We start from the raw sequence: 18,612 nt of genomic DNA on the forward strand, positions 1-18,612 counted from the left end.
ATTATATCAGCTGCTTTCCTGCAGCATCAATTAGAAATTATATACATTAAAAAAGCTCCTCAAGTTTCCCTGAGGAGCTTCATAAAGCTGGCGATCACCTACTTTCGCTTAGACTATCATCGGCCTGAAGGGCTTAGCTTCTGAGTTCGGAATGGGATCAGGCGTTTCCCCTTCAGTATAGTCACCAGCAAGATTATTATAAGCTCAAATGAGCGTTATATTCAAAGAAAAAGAGACAGCGGATTAACGTTTACCTACGTTAAGTCAATCAATGATTGATATGGTCAAGTATCCGTTCGTTAGTACCGGTTAGCTTAATGTATTTCTACACTTACACACCCGGCCTATCAACCTGGTAGTCTTCCAGGGAACTGTAGAACCCTAATCTTGAAGTTGGCTTCCCGCTTAGATGCCTTCAGCGGTTATCCTTTCCCGACTTAGCTACCCAGCGTTGCACTTAGCAGCACAACTGGTACACCAGCGGTCAGTGCTTCCCAATCCTCTCGTACTAGGGAAACATCTTCTCAAGGTTCTTACGCCCACGGCAGATAGGGACCGACCTGGCTCACGCCGGTCTGAACCCAGCTCGCGTACCACTTTAATCGGCGAACAGCCGAACCCTTGGGACCGCCTACAGCCCCAGGATGTGATGAGCCGACATCGAGGTGCCAAACCTCCCCGCCGCTATGGACGCTCGGGGGAGATAAGCCTGTTATCCCCGGAGTACCTTTTATCTGATGAGCGATGGCCCTTCCACTCGGAACCACCGGATCACTAAGACCTGCTTTCGCATCTGTTCGAGCGATAACTCTCACAGTCAAGCACACTTATACCTTTACGCTCTTCGCATGATTGCCAACCATGCTGAGTGTACCTTTGTACTCCTCCGTTACTCTTTAGGAGGAGACCGCCCCAGTCAAACTGCCCATCAAGCACGGTCCGGTGCCCTGATTCAAGGAACACCGTTAGACAACTAACACACCAAGGGTGGTATTTCAAGGATGACTCCACGACCACCAGAATGGCCGCTTCATAATCTCCCACCTATCCTACGCATGATATGCCAGGTGCCAATACCTGACTGCAGTAAAGGTTCACGGGGTCTTTCCGTCTTGCCGCGGGTATGAGGTATCTTCACCTCAAATACAATTTCACCGAGTCCGTCCTTGAGACAGTGCTCCAGTCGTTACGCCGTTCATGCAGGTCGGAACTTACCCGACAAGGAACTTCGCTACCTTAGGACCGTCATAGTTACGGCCGCCGTTTACCGGGGCTTCAGTCGCGAGCGTGAACAAGCTTCCTTAACCTTCCGGCACCGAGCAGGCGTCATTCTCTATACATCCACTTTAAGTGTTAGCAGAGAACTGTGTTTTTGGTAAACAGTCGCCAGAGCTACTTTTCTGTCCCCTTCCCGCCGAAGCGGGGTAGGGCCCCCTTATCGCGAACTTACGGGGTCAATTTGCCGAGTTCCTTAAGGACGGTTCTCTCGAGCGCCTGAGGATATTCTCCTCACCTACCTGTGTCAGTTTTAGTACGGTCGCGCTGTAATCAGTCTGCAGCAGCTGTTTCTCGGTACTCTCGCCGGCAGCTTCGGGATCGTAAATCGCCCTCGCCCTTGCGGGACCCGCTCGACTACTCACGGGACTGCCTTAAAGAATACGTCACTGCCTGTGTCATACAACACGGTGCAGGAATATTAACCTGCTTCTCCATCGTCTACGCCTTTCAGCCTCGACTAAGGGGCCGACTAACCCTGGGCGGATTTACCTTCCCCAGGAAACCTCAGGTTTTCGGCGAGCAGGATTCTCACCTGCTTTATCGTTACTCATGCCGGGATAATCGCCAGCATACGCTCCACGACTCGTTTCCGTATCGCTTCAACGCTGAATGCTGCGCTCTTCTACCACAATTGCTTGTCCGCGGCTTCGGTTTTCTGCTTATTCCCGTTCATTATCGGCACCGGATTGCTCGATCAGTAAGCTATTACGCACTTTTTAAATGGTGGCTGCTTCTAAGCCAACATCCTGATTGTCTGTGCAAACCGACTTCCTTTGTAACTTAGCAGAAATTTGGGACCTTAACCGGCGATCTGGGTTGTTTCCCTCTTGACCACGAATGTTATCACCCGCAGTCTAACTCCCAAGATAAGCCCGACGGTATTCGGAGTTTGGTAGGGGTGGGTAGGCTGGTGGCCCCCCAGTCCCAATCAGTAGCTCTACCCCCGACGGGTATTACTTGAGGCTAGCCCTAAAGCTATTTCGAAGAGAACGAGATATCTCCAGGTTTGATTAGACTTTTACTCCTCCCCACAGCTCATCCCCCAACTTTTCAACGTTGGTGGGTTCGGTCGTCCAGGAATTTTTACACTCCCTTCCACCTGGCCATGGGTAGATCACCTGGTTTCGCGTCTACCGCCTATGACTGAATCGCCCTATTAAGACTCGGTTTCCCTGCGGCTGCGTCCCTGAAGGACTTAACCTATGCCATAGACAGTAACTCCCCGGCTCATTATGCGAAAGGCATGCGGCCACCCATTAATGGGCTGCCACTGATTGTAGGTATGTGGTTTCAGGTACTTTTAACTCCCCTTGTAGGGGTACTTTTCATCGTTCACTCGCGCTACTATGCACTATCGGTTGCCGAGGAGTACTTAGCCTTGGAGGGTGGGCCCCCCATATTCACACGGAGTTCCACGGGTTCCGTGATACTCGTATGTGCCAATCCGTATAAAAGCTTCCAGCTACGGGGCTTTCACCCTCTGTGGCTCAGCTTTCCAGAAACATTCGCCTGACTATTATACGGATAAGGCACGGGCTGGTCCGCTTTCGCTCGCCGCTACTGACGGAGTCTCGGTTGATTTCCTTTCCTGTGGGTACTTAGATGTTTCAGTTCTCCACGTTCGCCTCATCACCCTATGCATTCAGATGATGATATCAGGGTACGGTTGCCCGGCCCTGATGGGTTTACCCATTCGGAAACCCCGGGGTAATCGGATGCTTGACTCCTAACCCGGGCTTTTCGCTGCCTGCCGCGTCCTTCTTCGCCTCTCGGCACCTAGACATCCCCCACATACCCTTAGTAACTTGACCACATCAATCATTAACTGACTAATGTGTTCGCCTTATTGAAAAAAACTAACTTAGGTATATGTGTTAATCTACAGTGAAATTGTACCGCTTATTTGTATGGGTACAATTAACCTTTTCGCTATCTCTATTTAATTGTTAAAGAACATTGGAGCTGGACGGATTCGAACCGACGACCTTCTGGATGCAAACCAGATGCTCTCCCAGCTGAGCTACAGCCCCCTGATAACAGTGGGCCCGGAAGGACTCGAACCTTCGACCTCTCGCTTATCAGGCGAACGCTCTAGCCGGCTGAGCTACGAGCCCATATCTCTATGAGCCCAAGGGGTTAAACCCAAAAGCTCGATTCTGTCTCCGTTTGTTAAAGAGCTCCCTGTAACTTCCCGCTCTAAAGCGAGACACATTAATATAACTAAACTGAGCGTAATGTCAAGAAAGTTGTTTAGCTTTCTATTTCTCAACCGCACGCTTGAATTAGCCTATCAACGAGGGAACGGCGAATTATAGGAACACCTGTCAATCAGTCAATCACATTTTTTCAAAGTTTTGGTTTTTTTATAAAAAAACTGTTAAAACGCCGTTAGAAACCCTTTCAAAGAGGGTTAATTGTTAAAAGTAATTTGAAATTTTTAGAACAAAATCATCTCCTGAACAGAATTTAGTTTTAGAACTTATATTAAAGGTGTAGTTGCAAAAGGAGCAAATATGATTTATAAGGTGTTAATTATAGCAGCTGCGGCGTCTTGCGCAGCTTTCATTTTCGGATGCAGCAGGCAGTATAAGCCTCAGGCAGACAATGGAAGATATATTATTGATGATTTTTCGGGCGAAGGCACGAATAATTGGCAGTTTTTTACCGATCAGGTGATGGGAGGGGTGTCTGAGGGTAAAATGAGCAAGACTGAAGAGGGCAGGCTCAGAATGCAGGGCAGCGTTTCGCTGGAGAACAATGGCGGATTTATTTTAGTTCGTAAAGAGCTCAAGACAGATAAGGGATATTGCGATGCGAGCAGCTACGACGGGGTATGGATATCTGCAAGCGGGAACGGGAAAGAGTATTCTGTGCATATCAGAACCTCAGCGAACTGGTTTCCGTGGGAATTCTTTAAGCACGATTTTGCGGCTGCTGAGAAAAGCAAAACCCATTACCTGCCTTTCGATGATTTTGAAAAGTACGGTACTTGGAGAAGTTTCAACCCTGCAAAAATTAAATATATTGCAGCAGCAGCGGCATTCGAGAAAATGCAGGCGGATATAGTAATTGAAGGAATCGGATTTTACAGGGAGCAAGAGATGTACAAAGAACTAACCGATAAGGAAAAGCGGGTAATTATAGACAAAGGAACTGAAAAGCCATTCACCGGAGAATACCACGACCATTACGAAGACGGGATTTATACCTGCAGAAGGTGCGGGGCGGCTTTATACCGCTCTTCGAGCAAATTCAAGAGCGGCTGCGGCTGGCCGAGCTATGACGATTCGATTGCTGGTGCAGTAAAGGAAACCCCTGATGCAGACGGCGTGCGTACAGAGATTACCTGCGCCAACTGCGGCGGGCATCTCGGCCACGTGTTCCGAGGCGAAGGCTTTACAGAAAAGAATACCAGACACTGCGTGAACTCTATATCTATGGATTTTGTCCCTGAGAGCAGGATTGAAAGGGCAGTATTTGCCTCAGGCTGTTTCTGGGGCGTTCAGCACCATCTGGGCAAGATAGACGGCGTACTTAAAACGAAGGCAGGCTACACAGGCGGTGATACCGAAAATCCTACGTATCAGCAGGTATGTTCCGGCGAGACTGGCCACGCAGAGGCGGTGATGGTAGAGTTCGACAGGGACAAAACAGACTACCAGACCGTTGCAAAGATCTATTTCGAAACGCACGACCCAACTCAGGTAAACAGGCAGGGGCCGGATATCGGAAGCCAGTACCGAAGCGAGATATTCTACTTCTCACAGGAGCAAAAGAAGACTGCCGAAAAACTTATCGGGATTCTCGAAGAAAAAGGGCTGGATGTGGCTACTAACCTTACCAAAGCGGGCCAATTCTGGGATGCTGAGAAATATCATCAGCAGTACTACAAAAAGAACGGCAAAACCCCATACTGCCACACTTACCAGAAAAAGTTTGATTAACGTCGCGGCAATTTAGAAGGCTTATCTTTTCAAGCAGGGAATACTCTTCAAACAGGTTTTGTATTGATAAAAGGGTTGTTTTTATTACCATACACCTTTGCGCCGGATCTGATAGAGCGGGCTGCGGCAGCATTTTTGCCCGTATGCTCTGGAAGATTTAAATATATCAAGCTTTAAGGGTTACGCGAAAAGGTAATAATGACTGAAACTTTCAAAGAAAGCAATTATCTCCCGTTTGAGAAGGAGATAATGGAAATAGACAAACAGCTCCATAAGCTTAAAATAGAGAATGCTGAGAGCTCAGAGATCTACAGCCTTCATAAAAGGCAGGTAGAGCTGCTGCAGAAAACCTACAGCGAACTCAGCGCTTGGCAGACTGTGCAGGTTTCCCGTCATCCTAACCGTCCTATATTAGGCGATTATCTTAAGGATATGGTCAAGGAATTCAGCGAGCTGCACGGAGACAGGTGCTTCGGGGATGACAAGGCAATCGTTACAGGATTCGGCCATATCGGCATGGAGCGGGTACTGATTGTAGGTCATAAAAAAGGGCGGGACGTTAAAGACAAGGTCGAATGCAATTTCGGCTGCGCCAACCCAGAAGGATACCGAAAAGCGCTGAAGAATATGAAGCTTGCAGCTAAGTTCGGCATTCCCGTTGTAACCCTGATTGACACGCCCGGGGCGTATCCCGGTATCGGCGCAGAGCAAAGGGGGCAGGCGCAGGCGATAGCTCAAAACCTTATGGAATTAGCACGTCTTCGCACGCCTGTAATATCAATCGTGATTGGAGAAGGCGGAAGCGGAGGAGCTTTGGGCATAGGCGTTGGAGACAGCTTTGCAATGCTTGAATACTCCTACTATTCGGTTATCTCGCCGGAGGGATGCGCAGCTATCCTCTGGAGAGACGGAAGCAAAGCCGAAGAAGCCGCAGAAGAGCTCAAGCTAACAGCAGACGATTTGAAAAAGCTCGGAGTGATACAGGATATAATTCCTGAGCCTCTCGGCGGGGCACACAGGGATAAATACACCGCTGTTTACAATGTAGAAAATTTTATACTCAGAAAGCTGAATGAACTGAAATACCAGAACATTGATCAGCTGCTCGAAAAAAGATACAAGAGAATAACCTCAATCGGGCAGCCTTCTCAGTTTTCACCTGCAGGCGAATGATGGATGTCCGAGAAAATCACGAAGAACTTGTAGAAGAAGTGCTTTTCACTGAAAAGCAGGTGCAGCAGGCCGCAGACCGATGCGCTGAATGGCTCCGCGGAATAATCCAAAACCAGAGCTGCGTTTTAGTGTTTTATATGCTTGAGGGATGCAGAAGATTTGCCGAGATGCTCAATCATAGACTGCTCAGGGCGGGCGTTGATAAAGAGCTTATACCCATTAGAACATCAAGCTATAACGAAACCACACAGTGCAGCGAAGTAGTGAAAATTGAGGACGACCATATCCAAAAAGACCAGCTCCAAGGCAGAACGATTGTGCTGATAGATGACATCCTTGATACCGGCGGGACAATGAACTCCGTGCGGAAACGTATGCTGGAATACGGGGCAGACAAGGTGCAGATTTGCGTTCTGCTCGAACGGGAAATCGAACGGAAGGTGAATATCAAGGCAGATATGGCCGGCCTGAAAACTCAGAGAGCAGAATACCTCGCAGGCGTAGGGCTGGACTACAAGGGTATGCTTAGAGAGCTGCCTTACATTGCGGTTATTGAGTGATTTAAGCAATCCAGCCGAGGCTATTGCGTTGCAGTAATGTATTAGTCAAACTAAGCCGGCTTCAATGCGCAGATTATACTTATCACGCGGATTTTGGGCTTTGTTTTACAACTAAGCCCGCTAAGGGGATATTTTATTGGTAAAATTTTTATCCACAGATTTTATGTGTTTTTTTACCACCAAGCACACGAAACACACGAAGGGGATATGGTTTCAATTGATTTTATTATCCACAGATGGCACGGATGACACAGATTTTATTGGAATTAGTAAAGATAAGTGGCGAGCGGCGAGCGGCGAGTGGCGAGTGGCGAGTGGCAAAATCATAAGCGAAAAATCTTTTCGAAAAGAATGCTTATGTGCCTCTCCCCTGTCTTTGAACAGTAATAATTAGACAAATTCCTTCAAACAGCAGTTTTTTCCTTTTGCCCCTTCAGAATTATTTTGAGGGGTGAAAGGCAAAAAACTGCGGACATACTCTACAGGAGTTTTCCCTCCCAGTGATTCGTGCCCACGCTCATAATTATATTCTATAAGCCAATCTAAAGTTAAATTACGAGCTTCTGATAAATTCTTAAAACTGTACATATCAAGTATATCCTCTCGATAACTCCGATTGAATCGTTCAATAAAACTGTTTTGCTGAGGCTTGCCTGCTTCTATACGGCGGTGCCTGATTCTGTTTCGGCAGCAGAACCTGCGAAATTGAAGGCTCCTAAATTCCGGCCCATTATCGCTGCGAATAAAGCGGGGGAAACCCCGATCAGAGCCTATTAATTCAAGGCTACGAATTATGCGAAGCGAAGGTAAGCTCGTGTCGATCTCAATATCCAATGCCTCACGGTTAAACTCATCGATAACGTTGAAAGCCCTGAATGGCCGACCATTACTCAAACTATCGCTCATAAAATCAATACTCCATATCTCATTAGCTCTCGTAGCTTCTGGCATAGGTTTACGCTCTATTTGCCTTATCAAATTCTTTTTACGGTTGTTAAGCTGAAATTCATTTTCCTTATAAACACGATAAACCTTTTTGTGATTCCAGCTATATCCCTTGCGGCGGATACTGTCGAATATCTTTGGAAATCCGCGTCGAGGACGGGAATCTATTACCAGCTCTATCTGTCTTTTTACCTCAGCATCATCGTTTCTTGAAGGAGTATAGTAAAAACTGCCCCGGCTGATGCCTGCTGCTTTACAAGATGATTGCACGCATAAGCCCTTAGAATGTGCCTGCCTGGCAAAATCCTTTCGCTCGGCAGGCTTTAGAAGTTTTTTTCTATTAAATCCTTGAGAACGTTATTCTCTAATGATAAGTCCGCATACATCTTTTTGAGCTTGCCGTTCTCTCGCTCTAACTCGCGTAAACGCCTTATCTCACTGCCGCCAATACCAGAATACTTGCTCTTCCAGTTGTAAAATGTGGCACGGGATATGCCGTATTTCCTGGTCAAATCACTGACCTCTAAACCGGCTTCTGACTCCTTGAGAATCGAAAGTATCTGGCTTTCACTAAACCTCGATCTTCGCATTTTAAGTTCCTTTCTAAATATTTGAGTTGGTTTATATTATTCAGGAACCGTCTAATTTAAAGTGTTCAATTCTATGGGAGAGCTACACTTAGCGGGCGGCTTGTGCCGCACCGCTGTAATATGAAAAACTTTCCCCTTATCATTGCCTTGAACTTTAAAAATTCTGTCTAAAAATATCCCCTTAGTGCTTCTTAGCGTTTCTCAGTGGCTGAAATATCTCAGCGCTGCTCGTGGTTTAAAGCAATTACAAAAATTCTTCGTGCCCTTCTTGGACTTAGTGGTTTCAGCACATGCAGCGTTAAATCCAAGTTGTAAGCGGGGCTTGCGGGCGGAAGCCGTTTTTTTTTGCAGGCTTTTTCCGCTCATAAGCAGCTGAATCTGAAAAATATTTTTGAAGAGTTGTTGACTAACTTTTCTAAGCCTTAAAATCTCTGCATTCTAAGACGAGGAATTAAATGAATAACTTACTCAAGAAAGCAGAGATAAAGGCGTCAGCCGCAGAGGTTCTTGCTGTAGCAATCCCGCTTATCATAAGCACTAGCGCTCATACTGTGCGAACCTTCACAGACAGGGTGTTTCTGATGCGTTATGAGCCTCAGGCGATGAGCGGGGCTATGTTTGCAGGCCTGTGCTTTTTCTGCATTTGTGCATTTTTCCTCGGTATTGTTTCCTACGTAAGCACATTTGTAGCGCAGTACAACGGCTCAGGCCGTCATTACAGGATAGGCCAGTCTGTCTGGCAGGGGGTTTATCTGGCTGTCTTCTTCGGCTGCATCGGCAGTTTTGCATATTTTCTTGCAGAGCCTCTGTTCACTTGGATGGGGCACAGCAGCGAAACTCTCCGCTATGAAGTGATATACTTCAGGATAATGTGCATATCTTTCATTCTGGTGCTTGTGGGGCAGGCATTCGCCTGTTTCCATATAGGCAGGGGGAAAACCAAAGTGGTGATGTATGTAAACATCCTTACCTGCGTGCTGAACATAATTCTCGATTATACGCTGATATTCGGTAATTTCGGAGCTCCTGAAATGGGCATACGCGGCGCCGGTTACGCAACTGTCTTGAGTATTGCAGCCGGTACGCTTGTATATGCAGCGAGCTTCATCCGCAAAAAGAATCAGAGCCGGTATGGTGCTACCAGCGGCTATCCTTTCCTCTGGCCTCTAACAAAAAGGATACTCAGATACGGCCTGCCCAACGGCGTTAATTTTATGCTGGATATAGCGGCTTTTACGAGCTTTCTCGGCTTTGTCGGCCGATACGGGGAGGATATACACACCGCAGCCTCGCTCGTATTCAGCGTGAATATGATAGCTTTTATGCCAGTTATCGGTCTCGGGATGGCTGTGAGCGTTATTACGGGCAAATATCTCGGTATGAACAAGCCCGGGCTTGCAGTGAGGAACGCCTGGATAGCCTATTCGATGGCCCTTGCGTACTTTATCTGTACGGGTTTGATGTATGTATTTGCCGGAAAGGTGCTTATAACCCCTTTCACAGGAGAGATGGCTGAGGAGCAGATAAATTCCCTGATGTCTCTTGCGTATCCTCTGATGTGTTTTATAGCGGCATTTTCGATAGCGGATGCCGGAGCGATTATATTTTCAAACGTGCTCAAGGGAGCCGGGGATACGAGGTTCGTAATGACTGTAACTATCACCCTGTCATGGCTGCTTATGGTTCTGCCTTCTTATGTCTCTGTAAAGCTCTCGCTTCCGTACTTTATACCTTGGATTGGTTTGACAGTTTACATCTACATGTTAAACTTTGCATTTCTTATTAGATTTTTGAAGGGCAGGTGGAAAAAGATGAGAGTTATAGAAATGGACGCGGTAGAAGATATTGGGGATAAGTGCGAGCTGCCTCCAGCGAAGATTTAATTTGTATGCAGAATCGGCATCCCTGCTTTCTGCAAACTTACCTTAACTGCTCTAAGTGTTTCTTGAGAATTATTAATGGCAAAATCAGATAAAAGTCAAAATGCGGGAGCGGCTTCTAAAAAAGAGGCCGGAGCAAAAAGACCGCAAAAAAAGCCATTTATGACCATGGGGCCTACCCTGCATTATAAACATTCAAATGTTGTGCGGGGCTGGTGGCTAGCTGTAATTGTTTACCTTATAGCCTGTCTGTTCTGGTCTAAGGTGCTATGGGGGAATATAGATTTAGTTTCATTCCAGCAGCTCAATTCAAACCTTGATATTTGGCTTGTAGGGCATCTGGTGAAAAATCCCGTGAGCATTTATGAATACCCGTGGCATATTTTTGTTCTCGGGGGGCTTGCAGCTGTGATCACGTTCTTGCCGCTGATGATATCTCAGCTCTTGAGCTTCAGCTACAGCATCCTTCCGGTAATTTTCTGTTTTACTGTAGCAAGACTGCCCGGTCTTGCAGTAATGCTGCTTTTAGCGTGCTTTATGGTTGCAGCGAGGCCGCTTCGATTCCGTTCAAGATTTATTTCACTTGTTCTGTGCAGCAGTCCAGTACTGCTGTATTTTATAATCACGGGCAAAGCTCCCGATCCAGACCCGCTTAAATGGGGACTTTCATTTTCCCCTTGGCTTCTATCGTGGCTTTTGGGGCTCGGTCTTTGCGGTATAATACTCAGCGTGGGGCATTTTACACGCTACCGTCCCGGGCAGATATGGATAGCAGGGGCAGTAATGCTTATGCTTTCAGCTTTCATCTTCTTCGACAGAATCAGCTTTGCAGAATCGGACTACAAACTTTACATCCAGAGCAATTCTCCGGATTCTATAGAAAATTTCCAGACCCACGATATAAGCAGTATATTGGATAAGGCGGCAAGGAATCCGCTTTTTTCATCAGATGAGAGATTTGCATACGCACCGGACCCGCATATCTACAGGGAGGAGCTGATTTATGAGCTTCAGGAAATGCTCTCTCTGGGCACTTGGCCTTTCTGGTTTATAGAAAACTGCGATTCGGATTTCTATGATTACGAGAGAAAGAGGCGTGCTGTTATTGAGCAGTACGATTATTTCACCGCAGAACATCCTGGAAGCAGTCGGGTGGCTTCTGCGCTTTACTACAAGGCGATTCTTAATGAGTATCAGCCGGACATCCCTGCTATAAAGGAGCTTGAGGTGCTTCGTTTTTACAGCGAATTCCCGAGGGCTGAGGTCTATCCGGACTGGATTAAGCTTTATGCCAAGTATCCCGAAAGCGTGGAATCGCTGGAGGCAAGGTGGCGTATGGCGATGAATCTGGCAGGCAGGAAAAAATTCAATACTGCCGCGAGCCTTTGCAGAGAGGTCTTGGATCTAGCGGACAAGAAGAGAGAGATCGTTGAGAAAAATAGAAACGATGAAACGGAAATCTTTCAAAAGCCCCCGGAAACCGTCGTTACACCTATGGATTTGCAGGGACTTCTGCATCGAACAAGATATTACCTCCGTTTTCTCAAGGGGGAGTATCTTGAAGCAGAACCTGCCCTTCTTGCGAAATTCATAAGGCTGGATAAACGCTCTATGGATTATCTCAGCAAGCTTAAATCTATAGAAAAAAGGCTGCCTGATGACAGCCCGCTTGCGGATAATGTGAGGCTTGAGATACTTCAGAAGCAGTATTACGGCCTTTCTCTTGTTGAGAATCTCAAAAAGTTTGTGGAGAAATTTCCGCAAGCAGATGGGGCATTAGAGGCCAAATATCTTATGGGCAAAAGATATGCAAAGCTTGGGCTTGAGGAAAGCGATCCGGCGAAAAAGGCCGAATTTATAGATCAGGCTAATACCCTTCTGACCACTCTGATTGAGGATAACCCAGAGACCATCTTCGTAAAAGACATAAAGAAACTGCTTTCAAACCTTCCTAAAGAGGAGTAATACTTGCGCTGGCTTCTTAACTTACTATACTTTGCGGCATTCCTTTGTTTTCTGCCAGTTGGGATTTACAGATTCATCTTTCAGGGACGTTACAGAAAGGGACTGCAAAACCGATTCGGTTTTGCAGCACGCAAGACAGCCAAAGAAAAATGCATTTGGATACACGCTGTGAGTCTTGGCGAGGTGAATGCGGCCAAAGGACTTATAGATATTCTCAAAAAAGACTGCTCTGAGGCGGAGATCGTTTTGAGCACAACAACCGATACCGGCTTCAGCAGGGCGCAGAAGCTCTATGGCGATGAGCTTTCAATATTCTTTTTTCCGCTGGATTTTTCATTCTTTATCAAAAGGGCGTTTTCTCGCATTAAGCCTTCGGTATGCGTGCTTGTGGAGTTGGAGATTTGGCCTAATTTCATATTCACTGCTGATACCTGCGGCGCTAAGACAGTTGTCTTCAACGGAAGACTGAGCGATAAGAGCTTTCCGAAATATGAGAGGATTAAGTTCTTTATCTCTAAGATTTTCAAAAAGATTGATCTCTTTCTCGTTCAAACTGAAAAGTATGCAGACCGGTTCAAGGCTCTCGGTGCATCTGGGGATAAAATAACAGTTACCGGCAGCGTGAAATACGATAATGCTTGCAGTCTTGAAGAGCTCAGCGGCGCGGAGGAGCTTTGCAGGCAGATTAACCTCAAGGAAAGTCAAATGCTTATCACAGCAGGGGCGACAGGACCCGGAGAAGAGCAGATAATTCTGGATGTTTACAAAGAGCTCAAGGGAGAGTTCGACAATTTAAGGCTTGCTGTTGTGCCGCGGAAGCCGGAGAGATTTCAGCAGGTTCATAAAATTATCGAAAATGCGGGGTTTGGAGTCAAGAGATACAGCCGCATCAAGGAGGATGCTCTTGAAGAGGATTTAGAGCCTTCAGATGTGATCCTCGGCGATACTATGGGCGATTTAAGGAAATTTTACGCCGCCAGCGAGCTGATTTTCGTGGGCAGGAGCTTATGCCCGATGGGCGGTTCTGATATGATAGAAGCCGCAGCGCTTGGAAAATTCACCGCCTTCGGCCCGCATACATTCAACTTTTCCGAATCCGCCGAGCTGCTTGTCTCAGCCGAGGCAGCTGTTGAAGTTTCAGGAGGGCAGGAGCTTGCTGATACTTTCCGCAGGGCGGCTCAAGACCCTCAATACCGCCGCAAAACAGGGCAGGCAGCCAAGGAGCTCATAGATGCTAATAAAGGAGCAGGCAGGCTTTCTGCACAGGAAATTGAAGCCCTCTTATAAAGAATACTGCTTTAGCCCTGCTGCTGGAGCAGGCCGCGTTCGGTAAGCATAGCTTTGAGGTCCTCCACGACATGGTCAAAGTATTGCTGATAAGATTCGCATAGATAGTTCGGCTGAACGGGGTCTCCGTTTACAGGGATTCTGTCTTTGGGGCAGCCGCCGCGGCAGATGCTGTGGTGCCGGCAGAGAACGCACTTTTTCGGAAGCTTTGTTTTCCGCTGTCCGAAGGCCTTTTTCTTCTCACTGCGGGCAATATCCGCAATGTTCTTTTCCATAATATTGCCAAGATCCCAATTGTTTTCTACGAAGAAATCACAGCAGTAGGCCTCGCCGTTATGCTCTACTACTATATAATCGTCGCAGCGCTTTGCAAAGCTGCAGTTTGTATGCCGGCGGGTGAGCAGATAATTCATAGTTGAATCAAATATCCGAACGCTCAGCTTCTCAGGGCCGTACTCTTTCCAGCGGTCGTAAATCCTGCACAAAAAACTCCCGAATTTCTCAGGATCTACGCTGAAATCTGTTACCTCTCCAGTTTCCTCGTCGTATTCCACACACGGGACGAACTGCAGGAATTTTATTCCGTGTTCGTGAACGAAGAAATCAAAAATCTCATCCGGGTCCTGAACGTTCAGGTTGTTTACCAGCACTAAAATATTGAATTGAACATTATGCCTTTTGCAGCGCTCTATAGATTCTACAACTCTGTCGTATGTACCGTTTCCGCCTTTGTCCACGCGGTAGTAGTCGTGGTATTTCTTCGGGCCGTCTAAGCTTATCCCAACGAGCCAGCCGTTTTTGCTGAGAAACTCGCACCACTCATCGTCAAGCAGAATCCCGTTAGTCTGAAGTGAGTTTGTAATCTGCTGGCCGTCTTTGGCGTATTTATTCTCAAATTTATGCAGCTTCTTATAGAAATCCAGCCCCATCAAAGTGGGTTCGCCCCCTTGAAAAGCTATGGCATTCATCTCGAATCCTGCACGAAGATAATCACGCACCATAGTTTCCAGCACCTGCTCAGACATCCTGTGCTTCTGTTCGCCGAAGATGCTGGTTTTGCAGGAGTAGAAACAGTAATGGCAGGCGATATTGCAATCAGGGCCGGCCGGCTTAACTAACAGTGAAAATGGGTTCATAGCTGCTTCCTTATTTGTTTTAATGATAATTGCAATTTAATTATACCAATAGCAGCTATTTCTGCAAACAGCTCTTGGTTCGTACTCTTGAAAATAAGGCTTTTTTAATCTCTGGTTATGTATTTCCAGCGGCTTGTCCGGAACGGCTGTGCGGGGTAGTCGTATCTGTTTTCGAGATTCGGCAGTTTCTCGTTCTCGCTAGTGAGGTTCCAGCCGTATCTGGCAGCTACAGGCTGTTCTACTTCCGGAGCGGAAAGAAGTATCGTATTTCTTTCGATAATAGCGTTTGCCGGGTGGTAAACTCTGTCTATACCTGCAATCTCAAATCCTTCTACTGCGCCAAATGACTGCGTAGTGAGCCCTCTGCCTACGTTATCAAAAAAGATTCTCAGCTCATTGCCTTCAATCCTCTTTCTGACGTATGTAGGCCCTTTATGCGGCGTATCCGGGAGACCGTAGTTGTATGCAAGAGCTGTTACAGAGAATCTTCTTCCCAGCTCCTGGCGATTGTCTTTATCAACATCGTAGCAAACAATAGGTGCAGTATTCTGATATTTTTGCGTTACATCAATCTGTGATTCCCAGAACTCCGGCATAAATTTCAGCTTTTCATCGGAATAGCCGTCAATCTGCGGCTGAACTGCGTACACGGGAAGCTGCGGGACGTCCCATTTTTCCCGCCAGTCCTCTATTAATAGCCCGAGGATAAATCGGTACTGATATGCACGCTGCAGATTAGCATCAGCCTGAAAGAAAAAAGCTCCCTTAATTCTGTACGGAGCTAGGGGGCTCAGGGTAGAGTTATAGGTGGCCGAAGGCAGGTCTGTGTAGTCGAGATAGCTGGGTTCAGTTGGCCTTTGACCTTCTTCTGTTTCCAGCCACTGTTTGAATTCCTCCGAAAATTCTATCTTCTTCCTGCCGTAATCTTCAAGTTTCGGGTATTTCTTTACCACATCAAGCATCTTGCGAGAGGATGTGATTGTTTCTTTGCTTATCCAAGCCTCTGCCGAACTGGAAGCGCAGGTGGCAGAAATGATGCCTACAGGTCTTCTGAGCTGGTCGAAGAGATGGTCGGCGAAATAGTAAGCCGCTGCGCTGAAGCTTCCGGTATTCATCCTGTTGGCGGCCTTCCATTTCCCAGCAACCTCTTCTTTCGGTGCTGCAGAAATGCTTTCAGGAGGTGTGAAGAAACGTATTTCAGGGCGGTCGGCGTTTTCAATTTCCGCTTCAGCGTTCATTGCCATTGATACCGGCATCTGCATATTTTCATCCCCGCAGCACAGCCACACTTCGCCAGCAAGCACGTTTTTGATTGCCTTGAATTCGCCCGCTCCGGTAGTAACGGTAAGCTCGAGAGTGTCTCTGCTGGCCTCAGGGGTTTTTATATTTGTCTTCCATTCCCCCTCGCTGTCTGCTCTTGTCATCTTGGCCATGCCCATCCAAGAGCCCTTTATCTCCACCTTTTCGTATGCAGGGGCCTTCCCCCAAACAGGTACTGATGAGTCGGCCTGAATTATCATGCCGTTGGAGAACATTGAAGGCAGGCTGATCTCAGCCATAGCCGAAGAAAAAATAACGGAAAAAAGTATAAATATGCAGCGCATTTATGTCCTTTATATGAAATTAGGTCTAAAACATTACTGTCTATTGGAAATAATAACATAACAAAGCTTCAAAGCAAGCTTTTAGAGCGTGAGTTTCTGCGCTGCAATACGAAAAATTACACAATAGAGTTCAGTATATCTATGCCCTGCTTAATCTTCTCGTCTGAGGTGGCATAGCTTATTCTGAAATGGGTGTCTTTTTCGCTGAAAACGCTGCCCGGGATAATCAGCACATTATTCTCAATAGCCTTTTCCACGAATTCGCTTCCGCTCATTCCGGGAGCCTTCGGGAACATATAGAATGCCCCTTCAGGTTTTGCAATCTCGAATTTCCCCTTCAGTCCTTCATAGAGCATATCTCTCTTGCGGGCATACGAGGCCACCTTGTCGCTTATTTCGAAGTCCATAGCCTCGAGAGCTGCATACTGGAACGGGGTTGGAGCGCATACAAATGTGTACTGCTGGAACTTGGTCATCTCATTGAGCAGACCTTTTAGCTTATCCTGCACCGATACATAAGCCATTCGCCAGCCTGTCATTGCGTAGCTCTTGCTGAATCCGTTCATAAGGATTGTATTTTCCGAGTAGTCTGCTGCGCTTGGGCAGCGGCCTGAATATGAGAACTTATCGTATATCTCATCGCTCATAATCAGGATGTCTCTGCGGTTTGCGATTTCAGAGACCGCCTTAACGCATTCCTCGCTGTAAACTGCTCCTGTTGGGTTGGAGGGCGAATTGAGGATGATTATTTTCGTGCGGTCGGTGATTTTTTCTTCAAGCTTTTCGGGGTCTATCTGAAAATCAGGGTAGGTGTCGAGGTAAATGCAGCTCCCGCCCAGAACGTTTATAATATGCTTGTAGATAACGAAATACGGGTCAGGCACTATAACCTCATCGCCCGGGTCTATAGTGGCGAGGAAGGTGAGCAGAAGAGCCCCGCTTACTCCGCTTGCAACGAGCGTGTCCGCCTTATCCCAGCCGTACTTACTGCAAACCTCTGTGCTGATCTTTTCGCGAAGTTCAGGTATGCCTGCTGTAAGCGAATATCTGTTCTTGCCCTGATCGATTGCGTCTGCAGCGGCCTTTTTAATCGGCTGGGGCACATCGAAATCGGGCAGGCCTATAGAGAAGTTTATAGGGTTTTCCAGTTTGGCAGCGAGGTCGAAAACTTTGCGTATCCCGCTGGCATCTATCAGACTGCTGCGCTGTGATAAAAAATTATTCATTTCTTTGCTCCTTAAAATTTGGCGAAAGTTTTATTTGCGCACAGAAAAGCCGCTTTTCCGCTAAACAGAAAAACGGCGCCATTTGCATAAGTAAGTGAAGGCTGGAATAGTTCCTCTGGGCTCTAGCCTTTCTTCTTGCCGGCTACAACTTTTCTGTTTGAAACTTTAGGAAGTCCTGTAACGAAGTCGCCTTTTTCCAGACGCCCCTCATCAATAAGCCTTTCAACTCTTTCTGCCCTTGAAAGCACATTTCTGTGTCTGTTGAGAGCATTAGACACCTTTAAAGAACGATCAACTGACATTTTCTTATCCTTTTATAAACGTTTTAATTCATTTTCCTGCCGTAAGCATCCTGAAAAGGCGTTGAGCTGAATCTCTCATAGCCTTTTGGAGCGTTATACCCCAAGCCTATTTCTTTTATCTGCTCAAGGTACTGCCGGCCTCGGCTTCCTTCTGAAAACCTCTCGAATTTTCTTGCTGTAACGAGAAAATAACGAGAGCCGATTTCAACTATTTTAAGCTGAATCCCGTTGGCTTCGTAATACTTCATTACCGGCTGGAGGTCTCGCCTGCTTCCGTACGAAGCCACTACAATCCTGTTTGAACCTTCCTGAGAAACCTCTTTCTCAGCTGGTTTTTCAGAACCGGACGGAGAATTATACGAATTTTCCTGCTCCTTGTCCAGCAGAGATTCAGAATTTGATTCATTTTTTGTGCTGGTCGGGCTTTCTTTTTGCCCTTCCGCTTGGTAAGTTTCCCCGGCAGGCTGTTCGGTCTGCCCGGAAGACTTCATATCTATCAGAGAAAATGCAATAAATGCAGAAAGAAATACAACCGCTATCAGCCCTGTGAGATAGAGAAAGAGCTTTTTATTAGACCTTTCCCCGCTGCTTTGGCTCGTTTGTTTGCCGATGTCTATAGGCTTGCCGGTTTTTATATTAGCCGGCTTGCCCTCGTTCATCAGCGAGCCCATACTCCCGCCGAGGGATTCATAAAGCGGTTTTTTATTCCTGTTGGAGGCCAT

Annotated in this window: 12 protein-coding genes, 2 tRNA genes, 2 rRNA genes and 1 pseudogene; 7 read left to right on the plus strand and 10 right to left on the minus strand. The window is 46.8% G+C overall.

Translation table 11 applies throughout. From position 1 onward, the window contains the following. Positions 1-85 precede the first annotated feature (85 nt). From rrf to L21SP3_RS01235, 4 genes are all read right to left on the minus strand, one after another. Positions 86-189, minus strand: a 5S ribosomal RNA gene (gene rrf, locus L21SP3_RS01220). A gap of 91 nt (positions 190-280) precedes the next feature. Then, positions 281-3,089 (minus strand): 23S ribosomal RNA (locus tag L21SP3_RS01225). Positions 3,090-3,235: 146 nt separating this feature from the next. Continuing rightward, positions 3,236-3,308: transfer RNA gene (locus L21SP3_RS01230), tRNA-Ala, on the minus strand. A gap of 10 nt (positions 3,309-3,318) precedes the next feature. Then, positions 3,319-3,392 (minus strand) — tRNA-Ile (locus L21SP3_RS01235). A gap of 399 nt (positions 3,393-3,791) precedes the next feature. On the opposite strand from L21SP3_RS01235, the pseudogene L21SP3_RS12325 reads away from it, so the two are divergent. The 4 genes and pseudogenes from L21SP3_RS12325 to L21SP3_RS01250 form a co-directional block, all read left to right on the plus strand. Continuing rightward, a pseudogene (locus L21SP3_RS12325) lies at positions 3,792-4,247 on the plus strand (CIA30 family protein); the annotation flags it as partial. A 132-nt stretch (positions 4,248-4,379) separates the two neighbouring features. Further along, the gene (locus L21SP3_RS12330) at positions 4,380-5,222 is read left to right on the plus strand and encodes a bifunctional methionine sulfoxide reductase B/A protein (protein WP_390612110.1); all 843 of its coding nucleotides are present in this window, start codon (positions 4,380-4,382) and stop codon (positions 5,220-5,222) included. 198 nt (positions 5,223-5,420) lie between these two features. After that, complete coding sequence (locus L21SP3_RS01245) at positions 5,421-6,395, plus strand: acetyl-CoA carboxylase carboxyltransferase subunit alpha (RefSeq protein WP_077538781.1); 975 nt, start codon at positions 5,421-5,423, stop codon at positions 6,393-6,395. Further along, positions 6,392-6,955, plus strand: a complete 564-nt coding sequence (locus L21SP3_RS01250) for a phosphoribosyltransferase (RefSeq protein WP_077538783.1) — start codon at positions 6,392-6,394, stop codon at positions 6,953-6,955. Before L21SP3_RS01245 ends, L21SP3_RS01250 begins: the two co-directional genes overlap by 4 nt. Positions 6,956-7,345: 390 nt before the next feature. On the opposite strand, the gene L21SP3_RS01260 is transcribed toward L21SP3_RS01250, so the two are convergent. Further along, a protein-coding gene (locus L21SP3_RS01260) for an IS3 family transposase (protein WP_390612108.1) occupies positions 7,346-8,490 on the minus strand; the annotation gives its coding sequence in 2 pieces (ribosomal slippage) (positions 7,346-8,229 and positions 8,229-8,490; 1,146 coding nt in all). A 455-nt stretch (positions 8,491-8,945) separates the two neighbouring features. Between L21SP3_RS01260 and L21SP3_RS01265 the strand changes: the two genes are divergently transcribed. The 3 genes from L21SP3_RS01265 (at position 8,946) to L21SP3_RS01275 (ending at position 13,622) form a co-directional block, all read left to right on the plus strand. Next, a complete protein-coding gene (locus tag L21SP3_RS01265) occupies positions 8,946-10,373 on the plus strand; it encodes an MATE family efflux transporter (protein ID WP_077538787.1) in 1,428 nt (475 codons plus the stop codon). A gap of 75 nt (positions 10,374-10,448) precedes the next feature. Beyond that, a complete protein-coding gene (locus L21SP3_RS01270) occupies positions 10,449-12,335 on the plus strand; it encodes a tetratricopeptide repeat protein (RefSeq protein WP_077538789.1) in 1,887 nt (628 codons plus the stop codon). Positions 12,336-12,338: 3 nt separating this feature from the next. Further along, the gene (locus L21SP3_RS01275; RefSeq protein ID WP_077538791.1) at positions 12,339-13,622 is read left to right on the plus strand and encodes a 3-deoxy-D-manno-octulosonic acid transferase; all 1,284 of its coding nucleotides are present in this window, start codon (positions 12,339-12,341) and stop codon (positions 13,620-13,622) included. 11 nt (positions 13,623-13,633) lie between these two features. On the opposite strand, the gene L21SP3_RS01280 is transcribed toward L21SP3_RS01275, so the two are convergent. The 5 genes from L21SP3_RS01280 to L21SP3_RS01300 all read right to left on the minus strand — a co-directional run bounded on the left by L21SP3_RS01280 (position 13,634) and on the right by L21SP3_RS01300 (position 18,612). Then, on the minus strand, positions 13,634-14,758 hold the full coding sequence (locus tag L21SP3_RS01280) for an anaerobic sulfatase maturase (RefSeq protein ID WP_077538793.1): 1,125 nt from the start codon (positions 14,756-14,758) through the stop codon (positions 13,634-13,636). A 104-nt stretch (positions 14,759-14,862) separates the two neighbouring features. Beyond that, positions 14,863-16,362, minus strand: coding sequence for a hypothetical protein (locus L21SP3_RS01285; protein ID WP_077538795.1), 1,500 nt, complete (start codon positions 16,360-16,362; stop codon positions 14,863-14,865). 116 nt (positions 16,363-16,478) lie between these two features. Then, positions 16,479-17,588 carry a pyridoxal phosphate-dependent aminotransferase gene (locus L21SP3_RS01290; protein WP_077538797.1) on the minus strand — a complete coding sequence of 370 codons (1,110 nt, stop codon included), beginning with the start codon at positions 17,586-17,588 and terminating at the stop codon, positions 16,479-16,481. A gap of 122 nt (positions 17,589-17,710) precedes the next feature. Continuing rightward, positions 17,711-17,890 carry a small basic protein gene (locus L21SP3_RS01295; protein ID WP_077538799.1) on the minus strand — a complete coding sequence of 60 codons (180 nt, stop codon included), beginning with the start codon at positions 17,888-17,890 and terminating at the stop codon, positions 17,711-17,713. Positions 17,891-17,913: 23 nt separating this feature from the next. After that, on the minus strand, positions 17,914-18,612 hold the full coding sequence (locus L21SP3_RS01300) for a hypothetical protein (RefSeq protein WP_077538801.1): 699 nt from the start codon (positions 18,610-18,612) through the stop codon (positions 17,914-17,916).

The organism is Sedimentisphaera cyanobacteriorum (genome assembly GCF_001997385.1).
GTDB classification, from domain to species: Bacteria; Planctomycetota; Phycisphaerae; order Sedimentisphaerales; family Sedimentisphaeraceae; genus Sedimentisphaera; species Sedimentisphaera cyanobacteriorum.